Origin of the sequence: Gordonia sp. KTR9, from assembly GCF_000143885.2 — a bacterium.
In the GTDB taxonomy this organism is placed as follows: Bacteria; Actinomycetota; Actinomycetes; order Mycobacteriales; family Mycobacteriaceae; genus Gordonia.
In genome coordinates this window covers 1,816,382-1,830,556 of sequence record NC_018581.1, presented here as the reverse complement: position 1 = coordinate 1,830,556, position 14,175 = coordinate 1,816,382, and the positions used below count along the sequence as shown (strand labels likewise).

Sequence of the window (14,175 nt, the reverse complement as noted above, 5' to 3'; positions counted from 1 at the left end):
CTGATTCCCCCGCATCGGCCCGGGTGACTCCGTCCGTGCATGCCGGTCACGCCGCCGATGCGTGAAGTTACGGTACCGTAGGTTCGGTGAGCACGTTGCTGAATCCGCCGGCCGACGTCCGCCCACGCCTGCGCGGAGTGATCCACCACTACTCGGCCTACGTCGCAGCCGTCGCCGGGCTCGCCCTGGTCATCGGCGCCGCGACGGTCGGCGACCCGGTCGCCGTCGTGCCGTGCGCCGTCTACGCGGTCACCGTGCTCGGACTCTTCGCGATCAGCGCGGGCTATCACCGGATCCCGTGGAAGACCGCACGCGCCCGGACCCGTATGAAGCGTGCCGATCACGCGATGATCTTCCTGTTCATCGCTGGCACCTACACGCCGTTCTGCGCCCTGGGTCTTCCCTCGCCGACCAGCTGGTGGGTCCTCGGCATCGTCTGGGCGGGCGCGACGGCCGGCGCGGCGCTCAAGATCGTGTGGCCCGGCGCGCCCCGCTGGCTCGGGGTCACCCTCTACATCGTGCTCGGCTGGGTGATCGTGGCCGTCGCGCCGGCGCTCGTGGGCGAGACCGGCGTGCTCGTCATGGTCCTGCTCGCCATCGGTGGCGTCTTCTACAGTGTCGGCGGCGTCCTCTACGCCGTGCGCTGGCCCGATCCGTGGCCGGAGACCTTCGGCCACCACGAGGTGTTCCACGCCTGCACCGCGGTCGCGGCCCTGTTGCACTACGTCGCCGCCTGGCTCGTCGTACTGGGCTGACCTGCCCTTTCGATGACCGCGCGTGGTCTGGGCCGGTTGATCATCGCTATGCTCCTCGCGTGAACCCGGACATGCGCGCCATCCACCGCCTCCGCGGTGGGGTCGTCGGCGCGCTGTCGGCGAGCACGGCGGTGGGGGCGCACGGCCTCGCGGCCGGGTCCTTGCCCGCCACGACGTCACTTCTGATCATGACCGCCGCGTGCGCCGCACTCGGCTGGGCGATCGGCGCGACGTCCCGTCGTCGTCCCGGGTGGTTCACCACGATGGGACTCCTCGCGTCGGGGCAGCTGCTCGCGCACGCCTCCCTCACCGCACTCGACGCCTCGTCGAGCCATCACACCGCCGCGGCGGCACTCACGCATGCACCCAGCCACACCATGCTGCTCGTGCACGCGATCGCGACACTGCTCACCGCCGCCGCGATCGGAATCGCCGAACCGGCCCTCCTCACCATCCTGACCGCGATCGTCGCGCTCATCCGGGCCGTCCTCGACCCACCCGCCGACGACGTCACCGCACTCGTCCCTCTCTCGGCACACGACGACGCGCGGCCCCGGCTGCGCGCCATCGCCGCACTCGACACCCGCGGCCCCCCGGCCCTCACGCGCTGATCCATTCTCCGCCGACCCGTCATCCCGACGGGCCGGCCGGTGCGCGGTTGCCATCCCACCTGATCGTGGTCGATTCCGCGTGCCGTCTTCCGCATGAGAGGCCAACACGTGTCCTTACCCAACCTGTCCCGCCCCGCCGACAACCAGGACGGCGACGCCCCCGTCCGCCGGTCCACACCGGCCGTCTGGCAGCCGTTGCTCCGACGCCTGCACTTCTACGCCGGCATCTTCATCGCCCCGTTCCTGGTCGTCGCGGCCATCACGGGCGGGCTCTACGCCATCGCCCCGTCGGTCGAACAGGTCGTCTACCGCGACCAGCTCTACACCGAGAGCACCGGCGATGCCCGTCCGGTGTTCGAGCAGGTCGACGCGGCGGTCCGACTCCGCCCCGACCTCACATTGTCCGCGGTACGTCCGGCGACCGAGACCGGCGACACCACCCGGGTCCTCTTCGACGACCCGGACCTGGGGGCGTCGAAGCGCCTGGCCGTGTTCATCGACCCGGTGACCCTCGACTCGACCGGTGAGCTGGTGTCCTACGGCAGCAGTGCGTCGTTGCCGCTGCGGACCTGGCTCAGCGAATTGCACCGCAATCTCCATCTCGGCGAACCGGGCCGGATCTACAGCGAACTCGCCGCCTCCTGGCTGTGGGTGATCGCCCTGGGCGGTCTCGCCCTGTGGATCTCGGCGTTCCGCGCTCGGCGCGAGCGGCGCCTCGCTGAGCTGGTCACCGCGGACCGGTCGGCGACCGGACGCACCCGCACCCGTAACCGGCACGGGGTGATCGGCGTGTGGATCGCGGTGGGACTCGTCTTCCTGTCCGCGACCGGACTGACGTGGTCGAAGTACGCGGGCGACAACGTCTCCGACCTTCGCACCGCCCTGAGCTGGACGACCCCCGGCATCGACACCGCATTGTCCGAGCCGCCGTCGGAACCTGCCGGCCACGGGGACCACGGGGACCACGGGGGCCACAGTGCACCGGGCGACCACGAACCGGATGTGCCGACGACGTCCGGCGAAACGGTGTCGCAGCTCGACCGTGTCGTCGAGACCGCGCGACGTGCGGGTGTCGACGGCGAGGTCGAGGTGTCGATTCCCGCCACCGCGGACACGGCGTTCACCGTCGCGCAGACGAGGCAACCCTGGCAGTTCGGCCAGGACTCGATCGCGGTGAACGGCGCCAATGGTGTCGTGGTGGACGAATCCCGGTTCGCCGACTGGCCGCTCGCCGCGAAACTCACCACCTGGGGTATCGCCCTGCACATGGGGATCCTGTTCGGCTGGGTGAGCCAGCTCGCGCTCCTGCTCCTGGCGGTGGCGCTGGTGATCCTCATCGCCCGCGGCTATCAGATGTGGTGGCAGCGCCGGCCGCGACGCTCCGGGGGCACTCGCGGTGGGCCGGCCCCCGGCTCGCGGTGCGCTGCGCCGGGCGTCCTCACCCGCGGCCGTCGCGGTCGCCGTGGTCGCAGTGGTCGTGGGCTGGTTCGTGCCGCTGCTGGGACTCAGCCTCCTGGGTTTCCTCGCGGTCGACGCCGCACTCGGAATCCGCCAACGGCGCAGGGAGAGCGGTATGTCGGCGTAACCGGGGCCGGGGGGACGTCGTGGGTCGCAGACTTCACCTTCCCATCACGTCCCCGCCGCCTGGGCGTGGAACCCAGGTCAGGTGCTCCTGGTCGGGTGAGGTCATGGGCACATCGCGACGGCGATTTCTCGGCTGGTCGGCGCTGGTGGCAGGTCTGGCGTTCAGTCCGGACGTCCTCGGGGGCAGGCCACCGGCAGTACCCACCCCGGCACAGTCCGCAGGCGTGTTCGGCCTCGGCGTCGCGTCGGGCGATCCCCTCCCCGACGGCATCGTGCTGTGGACGCGGCTGTCGCGCAATCCGTTCGCGCCGGGCGGCGGCATGGAGCCGAGGCCGGTCCGGGTCGACTGGGAGGTCGCCGCCGACGAATCGATGACCCGGATCGTGCGTCGGGGAACCGTCCACGCGACACCGGAGTGGGGACACAGCGTGCATGTCGACGTCCGCGGACTCGCGCCGGCCGCCGATCATTTCTATCGGTTTCGAGCACTCGGTGAGATCTCCACCGTCGGACGAACCCGCACGGCACCAGCACCTTCCGCACACGTCGACACACTCACGCTGGCCGTGGCGACCTGCCAGAACTGGGCCGACGGCTACTACCAGGCCTACGCCGACCTGGCCGCACATGCGCCCGATGTGGTCCTCCACCTCGGCGACTACATTTACGAGAAGCCGATCCCCGCGCAGGGCGGCGCGAGAACCACTGCCGCGCTTCCTCTTTCGTCGACCCGGGAGGCTGTCGACCTCGACGACTACCGGGAACGGTACGCGCTGTACAAATCCGACCCGGACCTGCAACTCGCTCACGCGATGGCGCCGTTCGTGATCACCTTCGACGATCACGAGGTGGACAACAACTGGGCCGCAGCGGTTCCCGAGGACGACACACCGCCTGTCCCGTTCGCGCTGCGCCGGGCACGCGCCCTGCGCGCGTGGTGGGAGAACAGCCCGGTCCGGGTCACGGCCCGGCCGAACGGAACCGTGGTGCGCGCGCACCGGCGGCTGGGTTTCGGCGACCTCGTCGACCTCACTCTCCTCGACACCCGTAGTCACCGCAGCGATCAGGCCAACGGGGACAACGACACCGGGCAGAACCAGCACACCGCGGACCCGTCCCGCACGATCCTCGGCGCCGAGCAGGAAAGATGGTTGCTCGACGGCTTCGCGTCCTCACGGCACCGCTGGGACGTGCTCGCCCAGCAGGTGCCGATGGCCGACCTCGCCCGGACCGTCGGCTCGACCCGTGCGGTCAGCATGGACGGCTGGAGCGGCTACGAGGCGTCTCGCGCCCGGATACTCGACGGCGCCACCGACCGCGGCGTGCGCAACCTGGTGTCCCTCGCCGGTGACATCCACCGCAGCGTGGTCGCCGACCTCCGGACCTCGTACACCGATGACTCAGCGGTGCGCGGAGTCGAACTCGCCGCGACGTCGATCACCTCGGGCGGCGACGGGGAGGACAGCGACGACGGCGACCGCCGGCTGAAGGAGGCCTCACCCCACGTCCGGTTCGGCAACTCACAGCGCGGATACCTGCTCAACCGGATCCACTCCGACCGGTGGGAGGCCGAGTTCCGCGTGACGCCGTCCGTGCGGTCGCCCCGGGGAACGCTGCACCGTCGAGCGCTCATCACGATCCCCGACTCGACCGCCGAAGTCGACGTCGTGTGAACCCCGGTCCTTTCGGGGATCAGCCCCGCGCGAGCGCCGCCAGGACCTGAGCGCTGGCCTCCCAGCCCATGCACTTGTCGGTGACGGACTTGCCGTACACCAGCGGGGTGGCCTCGGTCGACTGCGCGCCGGGCTCGAGGAAGCTCTCCAGCATGACGCCGCTGACGGTCGAGGGCTCACCGGCCTCGCGGGCCGCCCGGAGGCGGGTGGCGATCTCGGTGGCGACCTCGGCCTGGCGAACGTGGTCCTTGCCCGAGTTGGCGTGCGAGCAGTCGATCATGACCCGGGCCGGCAGCCCTGCCGCGGCGAGCGCCTCGGCCGCCGCCGACACCGACTCCGCGTCGAAGTTGGGGCCGCGCGTTCCCCCGCGCAGGATGATGTGGCAGTCCTCGTTGCCCGCGGTCTCCACCACGGCGCCGTTGCCGAAGTCGTCGACTCCGAAGAAGACGTGTTCGGCCGCAGCAGCTTTCACGCCGTCGATGGCGACCTGGACGTTGCCGTCGGTGCCGTTCTTGAACCCGATCGGCATGGACAGACCGGACGCCAGCTGACGGTGGACCTGAGACTCGGTGGTGCGGGCACCGATGGCACCCCACGCGACCGCGTCGGCGATGTACTGCGGGCTCGTCGGCTCGAGGAACTCGCAGCCGACGGGCAGACCGAGGTCGATGATGTCGAGCAGCAGCGACCGAGCGGTGCGCAGACCGCGCTCGACGTCGAAGGTGTTGTCCATCCCGGGGTCGTTGATCAGACCCTTCCACCCGACCGTCGTGCGCGGCTTCTCGAAGTAGACGCGCATGACGATCTTGAGACGCTCGGCGTAGGCATCGGCCAGCGGCGCGAGGCGGCGGGCGTAGTCGATGGCCGCGATCGGGTCGTGGACCGAACAGGGGCCGACGATGACGAGCAGGCGGTCGTCACGTCCGGCGAGGATGTCGGCGATCTCGTCCCGGTCGCGTTGCACGGCGACGGCTCGTCGTGCCGACAGTGGCAGTTCGCTGCGGACGGTGTCGGGCGAGGGGATCGGACGGAATGCCCGGATCCGGCGGTCGGATGTCGATTCGGCGTTGTCGTCGGATCGGATCGGGAGGTCCGGCAAGGTGGTCACGTCGTGTGCCTTTCGAGGTCATGCCCGTTGTCGATGTTGCGGCGAGGCATGCCCAGGGTGTGGTCGGAGCCCCGCTCAAATGACAAGAGCAGCGACCGTCTGGTCGCTGCTCTGGGCTCCGGGTGTGTCGTGCGTGCGTCAGTTCAACGCGTCATCGTGGCCCCACCCGGAGCCTCGATAAAGCGCCAATACGCGCGCACGGTGCTGATCACGGCGACCACAGTAGCACAGGGTTTCGCCACCCCGATTTTCACGGGTGTCCCCGGTCGATCAGCTCGCTGAGCACGAGGATCGACTCCGATCGATCGACCGGGCCCGCGCGCCGGATGCGTTCGAGAGCCTGCTCGAGGTGCCGCACGTCACGGGCCATGACGCGCAGGATGGCGTCGGCCTGACCGGTGACGGTCGCGGCGCTCACGACTTCGGGGATGGGCTCCCATGCGGCCTCGAGTTGTTCGGGCGAGATGTTGCCGCGGCAGTAGACCAGGACGTAGGCCTCGGTGGTCCACTGCATCGCCCGGGGATCGACGACGGCGGTGAATCCCCGGATGACGCCGTCGGCGACCAGGCGGTCGACGCGTCGTTTGACCGCGGGAGCCGACAGCCCCACCTGTTCGCCCATCTGCTGGTAAGTGGCGCGGGCATCCCGGGTGAGACATGCGAGTACCTGCTCGTCGAGATCGTCCAGTGATCGCAACAGAAGCCTCCCCTTCCGGCCCTGTTCGACGATCTGTTGCGCGAATGCGCAAGATACGTCGATTGTTTGCACCAGTACCCGACGATACGCTCGATCCATGGCGATGACGAGCCCTGCAGCCGACACACCCGGCCGCGTCGGCCCGTCCGGTGCCGCGGACGACACATCTACCGCAGATTCGCTCGAATCCCATGTGGCACACAACTATTCGCCCCTGCCGGTGATCGCGGCCACGGCCGAGGGGGCGTGGATCACCGATGTCGACGGTCGCCGTCACCTCGACTGCCTCGGCGCGTATTCGGCGGTCAACTTCGGTCACCGCCATCCCCGCATCGTCGCCGCCGCCCTCGATCAGCTCGCGCGGGTCACGCTCACCAGCCGCGCCTTCCGGTCCGATCGTCTCGAACCCTTCTGCGCCGCACTGGCTTCCCTGTGCGGCAAGGAGATGGTCCTGCCGATGAACACCGGCGCCGAAGCGGTGGAGTCCGGGATCAAGGTCGCCCGCAAATGGGGTTACGACGTCAAGGGCGTACCCGACGGCCGCGCCACGATCGTGGTCGCAACCGGGAACTTCCACGGACGCACCACGACCATCGTCTCGTTCAGCGACGATCCCGCGGCGTACACCGGATTCGGGCCGTACACACCGGGATTCGTGCGCGTGCCGTTCGGCGACGTGGCCGCGCTCGACGCCGCGATCGACGAGAACACCGTGGGTGTCCTCCTCGAACCCATCCAGGGCGAGGCCGGCGTCGTCGTACCTCCCGACGACTATCTGCCCGCCGCGCGAGCCCTCTGCACCGAGCGCAATGCCCTGCTCATCGCCGATGAGATCCAATCCGGCCTCGGCCGCACGGGGCGGACCTTCGCGGTGGAGCACTGGGGTGTCGAACCCGACGTCTACCTGCTGGGTAAGGCGCTGGGCGGCGGCCTGCTGCCCGTGTCGGCGGTGGTGGCCGACCGTCACGTCCTCGCCGTCCTGCACCCCGGTGAACACGGATCGACCTTCGGCGGCAATCCTCTCGCCGCGGCCGTCGGCCACACCGTCGTCGACATGCTGTCCGACGGGACATGGCAGCGCCGGGCGGCCGACCTGGGTGAATACCTGCACGCACGCCTGCGTGACCATGTCGGGAACGGTGTGGTCGCTGTGCGTGGCCGCGGACTCTGGGCGGGCATCGACCTCGATCCCGCGCTGGGCACCGGCAAGGACTTCTGCCGACGGCTCTCCGAGCGCGGGGTGCTGGCAAAGGACACCCACGACTCGACACTGCGGCTCGCGCCGCCGCTCGTCGTCACCGAATCCGAGATCGACTGGGCGATGGAGCGATTCGCCGCGACCCTACGAGACCGTCGCTGACCGCCGGCCACGATTGAGCCACCAGGTGCTCGTCGAGAGCACGGTGGCGAATGCGCACCACGCCGGGTAAGGCGCCAGCGCGGCACCTGCTGCCGGGTTGTTCTGTGCGGTACGCCGCGCGAGATCGGCACTGCTCACGGTGAGCGCCGCCGCCGCGAACGACGCGGTTCCGAGTGCACCCCGGCCGAAGTAGATCCAGCTCCATCCGCCGTTGAGCACGAGGTTGGCACCGAGCGCCGCGAGATACCTCTGTCGTTGGTCGTGATCGCCCTTCTCGTCCAGGTCGTCCAAAGCGGCGGCGGACGTCACGGCCATGTCGGCGTACAGCGCGGTCCACGCGACCGGGAAGGCCCAGTCGGGCGGCACGAACGACGGTTTCGCAAGCTTCGGATACCAGCTCTCGACCGCCGGTTTGGTCACCAGACTGCCGATGGCGGCCGCGGCTGCGGTCGCGAGTGACGTCCCGATAAGAGTGGAGATGCGCATGACTCCACTCTTACGCCCTGACTCAGGTGTCGGCGGGCCGCCGTTCGTCGGTGCCGGCGGCGCTCGTGGCATCCGGCGTCCCGGGCGAGTCCGATGTCGCAGTCGTCGACTCGGCCGGACCGGGCGAGTCGGTGCCCTCGTCGAAGGCCTGATCGGCTTCCGGGTGCTCGGTGTCGAAGGATGCGGGCAGCTTCTTGAGCTGCCGGTTCATCGACCAGATGAGGAACGCGGTGCCGACGAGCAGCAGCAAGATGACCAGCAGACCCAGCGGTGAGGCCTTGCCGAACTCCGGGCCCTGCGGCTCCTCCGCCAGGACCATCACGGTGTTCACGACGGTGCTGTTCATCACGCCTCGATCCCGGCGAACAGATCGGTCTCGGGCAGCGCCGTCTTGACCCGGGTCTTGGCGAGCTCGAACTCCTCGGTCGGCCACAGACGCTGCTGCCACTCCAGCGGCACCGCGAAGAACACCCCGTTCGGGTCGATCTGCGTGGCGTGCGCGCGCAGCGCATCGTCACGCTGCGGGAAGTACTTCGAGCACTCGACCTGCGTCGTGACGCGTCCCATGAGGTCGCCGCGACTCGGGTCCCAATTGCTGAGCCACTCTGCGAACGGACTCTCCTGGCCGTGTCGCGCGAACTCGTCGGAGAACAGCACCATCCGGTCGCGGATGAATCCGTGGGTGTAGTAGAGCTTCGACACCGTCCACGGCTCGCCGGCCTCGGGGAATGCGTCCGGGTCGCCGGCCTGCTCGTAGGCCGCGACCGACACCTCGTGGCACCGGATGTGGTCGGGATGCGGGTAACCGCCGTGCTCGTCGTAGGTGATGATCACGTGCGGGCGGAACTCGCGCACCACGCGCACCAGCGCCTCGGTGGCCTCGTCGAGGGGCACCGTCGCGAACGAACCCTCCGGCAGCGGCGGCAGCGGGTCCCCCTCCGGAAGCCCGGAGTCGACGAAGCCGAGCCAGGTCTGCCGGACACCCAGCGCCTCGGCGGCCTTGGCCATCTCCTCGCGACGGACCTCGGTCATCCGCTCTTTGATGCCCGGCCGGTCCATCGCCGGATTCAGGATGTCGCCACGCTCACCGCCGGTGAGTGTGACCACAAGCACTTCATTGCCCTCGGCCGCATATTTCGCGGTCGTCGCCGCACCCTTGCTCGATTCGTCGTCGGGGTGTGCGTGCACCGCCATCAGACGGAACACACCCGACTTGGGGTCGCCGACGTGGGATTCGGTCACAGTTCCTCACCTTCGGATCGCTACTCCTCCCATGGTAGGTATTGACGCGTGAACAGTTCGGACGGGGGCGCCGCAGACGCCGGTGACGCACCGCGCACGACGCCTGACACGGCGCGACCGCAGAGCGGTCCCCGCGCCACTTACCCGGAACATTCGGAAACCGCCCGAGGTCGTCGGCGCTGGTTCGTCGCCTTGTCGATTCTGGTCGTCGTGGCGGGTGTGGCGCTCGCGGTCATCGGCTACAGCAAGTTCTCCACGGCCGACGTGACCGGCGAGGCCACCGGATACGAGATCCTCGACGACTCGACCGTCGCCGTGCAGTTCACGGTCGAACGTTCCGACCCGAGCCGGCCCGCGGCCTGTGTGGTGCGCGGTCGTTCCCGTGACGGCGGCGAGACGGGCCGACGCGAGATCCTGATCCCCGCCGACTCCGCGGAACGCATCGGTGTCCGCACCGAGATCACGACGTCGAAGCCGCCGGTCATCGGTGAGGTGTTCGGCTGCACACTCGACGTGCCCGCCTACCTGAAGCCGGCGGACCGGTGACCGCCCCGACCGGACACAGCGAAGCGCAGGCGCCGCGCGCCGCCTTCGCCTCGATCGGCAGCCGCTACTTCCCCCTCCTGGTCGCGTTGTTCGTCGGCGTCATGCTGATCAGCAACGTCACCGGGACCAAGGGTGTGGTGCTGTTCGACGACTGGCTCCACATCGATCTGGGTCCCATCCAGATGAACGGACTGGTGACCGACGGCGCCTTCTTCCTGTTCCCGCTCGCCTACGTCCTGGGCGACGTGATCAGCGAGGTCTACGGGTTCCGGGCGATGCGTCGCACGATTCTGGCCGGATTCGCCGTGCTGGTGCTCGCATCATTGTGTTTCTGGCTCACCATTCATCTACCGGCCGCCGATTTCTACGAGGGGCAGGAGTCTTTCGAGACGGTTGCCGGAGTCGTCCCACAATTCCTGCTCGCCGGATTGGCCGGATATGTGGTGGGCGAATTCCTCAATTCCTTCGTCCTGGTCAAAATGAAGGAACGCGCCGGGGAACGTCACCTCTGGGCACGACTGCTGGGCTCGACGATTGTCGGCGAATTCGCCGACACCCTCGTCTTCTGCTCGATCGCGGCCACCGCTCTGGGCATCTCCACCTGGGGAGACTTCCTCAACTACACGATCGTCGGGTTCATCTGGAAGACGCTCGTCGAAATCGTCATCATGCCGCTGACGTATTTCGTTGTGGGATGGCTGAAGCGGGCGGAACCGACGTATCAGGACGCACTCGAGACGGCGTCGCGCGGCACAACCGATGTGCCATAGGTCTCATCACCTGGTACCCTCGACAGATACACGGCTCCGCAAGGGGTCGTGTTGCTGCATTTATAGCAGTCCATATGCCCCTGGTGTAAACGGTCGCCCGGGGCGCGGACAACACAAAGGAGTGACCGATGACCGACACCCAGGTGACCTGGCTGACCCAAGAGTCGCACGACCGCCTCAAGGGCGAACTCGACTCGTTGATCGCCAACCGTCCGGTCATTGCCGCCGAGATCAACGAGCGTCGCGAAGAGGGCGACCTCAAGGAGAACGGCGGCTACCACGCCGCTCGCGAAGAGCAGGGTCAGCAGGAAGCGCGCATCCGCCAGCTGCAAGAACTGCTGAACAACGCCAAGGTCGGCGAGGCGCCGACCCAGTCGGGCGTCGCACTGCCCGGTTCCGTCGTGACCGTCTACTACGACGGTGACGAGAAGGACACCGAGACCTTCCTCATCGCCACCCGCGAGGAGAGCGGCCAGGGCGGACTGGAGACCTACTCCCCCAGCTCGCCCCTCGGAGCCGCCCTCATCGACGCGAAGGTCGGCGAGACCCGCGAGTACTCCGTGCCCAGCGGCGCCACCATCAAGGTGACGCTGGTCAGCGCGGAGCCCTACCACGGCTGATCGGATTCTCGAACAGAGCCCGGGACGACACGGTCGTCCCGGGCTCTGCGTTTTCTGAGGGCAGTGACCGGCAGACCTCAACTCGACCGACAGACGTCGATCGAAGTCTGGCGGTCGAGTTGAAGTCTGGCTGTCAGGCTGCGGCGAGCTTGTCCAACCACGGCCGGAGCAGATCCGCCAGCTCGCCGCGTACGAGCGTTCCCCACGTCCACCGGATCACCATGATCCCCTGCGCGCGCAGCGCGTCCTCCCGACGCTTCTCCCGGATGAGGGCATCGCGCGGGGTCTCACCCGGGCGCAACAGGCGACCGTACTTCTGCAATCCGTCGAACTCACCGACAAGTATTGCGTCCCAGTCGAAGTCGGTGCGCGCGGGTCCGACGTCCGTCTGAAACGTGTGCTGCAGTCGCGGCATCGGGAACCCGGCCTCGATCATCTGTGCCCGGCTCCACGACTCCCCGACACTCTCTGATGCACCGTCCGCAAACGACAACGCACGACGGGCTATCCCCGCACCTCGCCATCGTCGGCGCGACTCGATGAGGTGCGCCATCGTGGTGACGTCGGCGTCGGCAGCGAAAGCGCGGTCGAACACGACCAGCGCTTGTGCGAAATCGCCGGCCATCGCCACGTCCACCGCGGTCCGTTCGAGGCTCGTCAGCCGAATGCCGTCGACCTCCACGATCCATTCCGCGGTCACCGGCCCCGCGTGCACGGCGCGGAGCCCACGCACGAATCCGGCGCCCGGTTCGATCCTGGTCAGATGCACGCGCTCCCGCTTGGGGTGGAGGAGCGACAGACGAAAGACCGCCGCAGCCGAATCATGGCTGAGTATCGAGGACTCGTGATCCCGAGCGGAGGTGGCCACCCCCACGGACCTCAGGCGGTACAGATCATCCGCGTCATCGGTCGCGGTCACACAGACACCGGGAGCGAGCCGGACCAGTTCACCTCGCTTCACCGCCGAACTCACGACATCGTCGCCGATGCCCAAGCGCAGCGTTGTCTCTCGCCGGATGAGTCCGTGGCGGTCCGTGGGGAAAGTCGACATACCGTTTGGACGCACTACAGGCGGTTACGGTTTCACTCAGAATTTCTTGACGGTCTCGCCGCGCCGAAAGCTCGACCACCAGAACATGACTCGACCGCCAGACTTCGATCGAAGTCTGGCGGTCGAGCCGAGGTCTGGTGGTCGAGGCCGACTGAGCACCCAACACGGCTACGCCACCCGAGGAGTCAGGAGAGATTCACCGACACCCCACCAGAGAACATCGAGTCATGCAGTTCGATGGACGCCGGTGTGGCTCCCGCCGGCATGTCGTAGACCAGCTTGACGGTCACGGCATTGCCGGGATTGATGTTGTCCCACACAGGAATGTCCGATCCGCCCAGCGCGATCTGGGCCGTGGTGTCCGGTTCGAAGCTGCGGTTCTCGGCGTCGAAGAGTTTCTGGCCCGTCGGGGAGAAGCTCTGCGGCTGGTCCGAGGTGTTCTTCACCGTCATGGTGACGACCACGAACTGGCCCTGGGCTTCCTCGGTCAGATACGGGTTGTCGCCCACGGAGGTCAGACCGGGTTCGACACCGGTCACCACGAACTCGAACTTGCCGTCGCGTACCGGTGTGTTGAGGCCGGCTGCCGCATCCTCACCTTCCGCGTCACCGCTGTCCGCGTCACCCGGATCGGCCTGCCCGGCTGCGGATGAAGCACCCGAACCCGCCGTGGTGTCCGTGTCGTCCGACCCTCCACCAGAGGTGGCCGCGAGGATGATGATCAGCAGGATCACGAGGGCCCCCAGGACCCAAGGCCACTTTTTCTTCTTCTTGGCAGGTGGGGCCGGGTACGGCTGGGGTGGAGCACCGTACTGGGGAGTGCCGTACTGGGGAGTGCCGTACTGCGGTGCCCCGGGTTGTGGGGGTTGCCCGTATTGCTGTCCCTGGTAGGGCTGGCCGTAAGGAGGCTGCTGACCCGGGTTGGGGCCGGGATATGGATTCTGGGGGTCGGTCATCGTAGGTCCTTCTCTGTCGTGCGGCACCTGGGAAGCGGTCCCGCATCTGCACGCACTGTCGCATCTAGGTCTGACAAAACCGTTGTCGCACAATGTCATCCGAACAGATGAACCTTTCAGCCGCCTCGCCCCGCCCCTCCGGGTCCGCGACGCGCCCGAGGCGCCGGTCGGGGTCCCGTGCTTGAATGTGACCCATGGCACGTTCTCATGAGCTGCAGACCTTCGATCTCGACTTCTTCGACGATGCGCCGGTCCGGCATGTCATCGACGTCCGCCTGCCGGTCACGCCGGAACGCGCGTGGGCCGAGTTCACCCGTCAGCACACCCTCGACTGGTGCCGCGCGATCAAGAAGATCGAGTTCGTGTCACCGCCGCCGTACGGTGTGGGGACCCAGCGCCGGGCGGTGCTCGGCCCCGGTTATGTGACCCTCGAGGAAGACTTCTTCGACTGGACCGAAGATCCGGAGAACGGGCACTACCGCAACGGTTTCCGGGTTCTGAGGGCGAATGTCCCGGGTATCCGGCGGTTCGGCGAGGCGACCGAGATCTCGCGTGCCGACGTGGGCTGTCGGCTCAAGTGGACCTTCGCGCTGGAGCTGCCCACCTCCTCGCGTGTGGTCACCGCCTTCTCTGGTCCGGCGTCGTCGACCGTGTACAAGACCATCGAGGCCGACACCCTCAAACACTTCGCGGATCTCGAACCGGCCAGGTGAACA

At 68.0% G+C, this 14,175-nt stretch carries 15 protein-coding genes and 1 pseudogene; 9 read left to right on the top strand and 7 right to left on the bottom strand.

What is annotated here, in order from left to right; all coding sequences use genetic code 11:
• Positions 1 to 86 precede the first annotated feature (86 nt).
• The 4 genes and pseudogenes from trhA (at position 87) to KTR9_RS09110 (ending at position 4,623) form a co-directional block, all read left to right on the top strand.
• The gene (gene trhA, locus KTR9_RS09125; RefSeq protein WP_010841818.1) at positions 87 to 755 is read left to right on the top strand and encodes a PAQR family membrane homeostasis protein TrhA; all 669 of its coding nucleotides are present in this window, start codon (positions 87 to 89) and stop codon (positions 753 to 755) included.
• Positions 756 to 814: 59 nt separating this feature from the next.
• Complete coding sequence (locus KTR9_RS09120) at positions 815 to 1,366, top strand: hypothetical protein (protein WP_238554079.1); 552 nt, start codon at positions 815 to 817, stop codon at positions 1,364 to 1,366.
• Between the two features lie 93 nt (positions 1,367 to 1,459).
• Positions 1,460 to 2,951 (top strand): annotated as a pseudogene (locus tag KTR9_RS09115) (PepSY-associated TM helix domain-containing protein).
• A 103-nt stretch (positions 2,952 to 3,054) separates the two neighbouring features.
• Entirely contained in the window at positions 3,055 to 4,623 is a 1,569-nt protein-coding gene (locus KTR9_RS09110; protein ID WP_044506339.1) for an alkaline phosphatase D family protein, read from the top strand.
• 19 nt (positions 4,624 to 4,642) lie between these two features.
• Here KTR9_RS09110 and KTR9_RS09105 read toward each other — a convergent pair whose 3' ends face one another.
• Both KTR9_RS09105 and KTR9_RS09100 read right to left on the bottom strand, forming a co-directional pair.
• On the bottom strand, positions 4,643 to 5,731 hold the full coding sequence (locus KTR9_RS09105; RefSeq protein WP_010841814.1) for a 3-deoxy-7-phosphoheptulonate synthase: 1,089 nt from the start codon (positions 5,729 to 5,731) through the stop codon (positions 4,643 to 4,645).
• Between the two features lie 250 nt (positions 5,732 to 5,981).
• Complete coding sequence (locus KTR9_RS09100) at positions 5,982 to 6,428, bottom strand: Lrp/AsnC family transcriptional regulator (RefSeq protein ID WP_014926152.1); 447 nt, start codon at positions 6,426 to 6,428, stop codon at positions 5,982 to 5,984.
• 97 nt (positions 6,429 to 6,525) lie between these two features.
• On the opposite strand from KTR9_RS09100, the gene rocD reads away from it, so the two are divergent.
• Complete coding sequence (gene rocD / locus KTR9_RS09095; protein ID WP_044506336.1) at positions 6,526 to 7,788, top strand: ornithine--oxo-acid transaminase; 1,263 nt, start codon at positions 6,526 to 6,528, stop codon at positions 7,786 to 7,788.
• Here rocD and KTR9_RS09090 read toward each other — a convergent pair.
• Genes KTR9_RS09090 through mca form a run of 3 tightly spaced genes read right to left on the bottom strand, consistent with a single transcriptional unit; the run spans position 7,771 to position 9,516 of the window.
• Positions 7,771 to 8,274: a TspO/MBR family protein gene (locus KTR9_RS09090; RefSeq protein WP_014926150.1), complete on the bottom strand. Its 504-nt coding sequence runs from the start codon at positions 8,272 to 8,274 to the stop codon at positions 7,771 to 7,773. The genes rocD and KTR9_RS09090 overlap by 18 nt on opposite strands.
• A gap of 22 nt (positions 8,275 to 8,296) precedes the next feature.
• Entirely contained in the window at positions 8,297 to 8,620 is a 324-nt protein-coding gene (locus KTR9_RS09085; protein ID WP_010841810.1) for a hypothetical protein, read from the bottom strand.
• Positions 8,620 to 9,516 carry a mycothiol conjugate amidase Mca gene (mca, locus tag KTR9_RS09080; RefSeq protein WP_010841809.1) on the bottom strand — a complete coding sequence of 299 codons (897 nt, stop codon included), beginning with the start codon at positions 9,514 to 9,516 and terminating at the stop codon, positions 8,620 to 8,622. Before mca ends, KTR9_RS09085 begins: the two co-directional genes overlap by 1 nt.
• Positions 9,517 to 9,564: 48 nt before the next feature.
• On the opposite strand from mca, the gene KTR9_RS09075 reads away from it, so the two are divergent.
• The 3 genes from KTR9_RS09075 to greA all read left to right on the top strand — a co-directional run bounded on the left by KTR9_RS09075 (position 9,565) and on the right by greA (position 11,452).
• On the top strand, positions 9,565 to 10,062 hold the full coding sequence (locus tag KTR9_RS09075; protein ID WP_014926148.1) for a DUF4307 domain-containing protein: 498 nt from the start codon (positions 9,565 to 9,567) through the stop codon (positions 10,060 to 10,062).
• Positions 10,059 to 10,832, top strand: coding sequence for a queuosine precursor transporter (locus KTR9_RS09070; protein ID WP_010841807.1), 774 nt, complete (start codon positions 10,059 to 10,061; stop codon positions 10,830 to 10,832). The genes KTR9_RS09075 and KTR9_RS09070 overlap by 4 nt, the downstream gene beginning before the upstream one ends.
• A gap of 128 nt (positions 10,833 to 10,960) precedes the next feature.
• On the top strand, positions 10,961 to 11,452 hold the full coding sequence (greA, locus tag KTR9_RS09065; RefSeq protein WP_010841806.1) for a transcription elongation factor GreA: 492 nt from the start codon (positions 10,961 to 10,963) through the stop codon (positions 11,450 to 11,452).
• Positions 11,453 to 11,585: 133 nt separating this feature from the next.
• On the opposite strand, the gene KTR9_RS09060 is transcribed toward greA, so the two are convergent.
• Together KTR9_RS09060 and KTR9_RS09055 are read right to left on the bottom strand one after the other, a co-directional pair.
• Positions 11,586 to 12,503, bottom strand: a complete 918-nt coding sequence (locus KTR9_RS09060; protein ID WP_044506333.1) for a type IV toxin-antitoxin system AbiEi family antitoxin domain-containing protein — start codon at positions 12,501 to 12,503, stop codon at positions 11,586 to 11,588.
• Positions 12,504 to 12,688: 185 nt separating this feature from the next.
• Complete coding sequence (locus KTR9_RS09055) at positions 12,689 to 13,459, bottom strand: DUF4352 domain-containing protein (protein WP_044506331.1); 771 nt, start codon at positions 13,457 to 13,459, stop codon at positions 12,689 to 12,691.
• 194 nt (positions 13,460 to 13,653) lie between these two features.
• On the opposite strand from KTR9_RS09055, the gene KTR9_RS09050 reads away from it, so the two are divergent.
• Positions 13,654 to 14,172 (top strand): hypothetical protein, encoded by a 519-nt coding sequence (locus KTR9_RS09050; RefSeq protein WP_014926144.1) that lies wholly within the window; start codon positions 13,654 to 13,656, stop codon positions 14,170 to 14,172.
• Positions 14,173 to 14,175 lie beyond the last annotated feature (3 nt).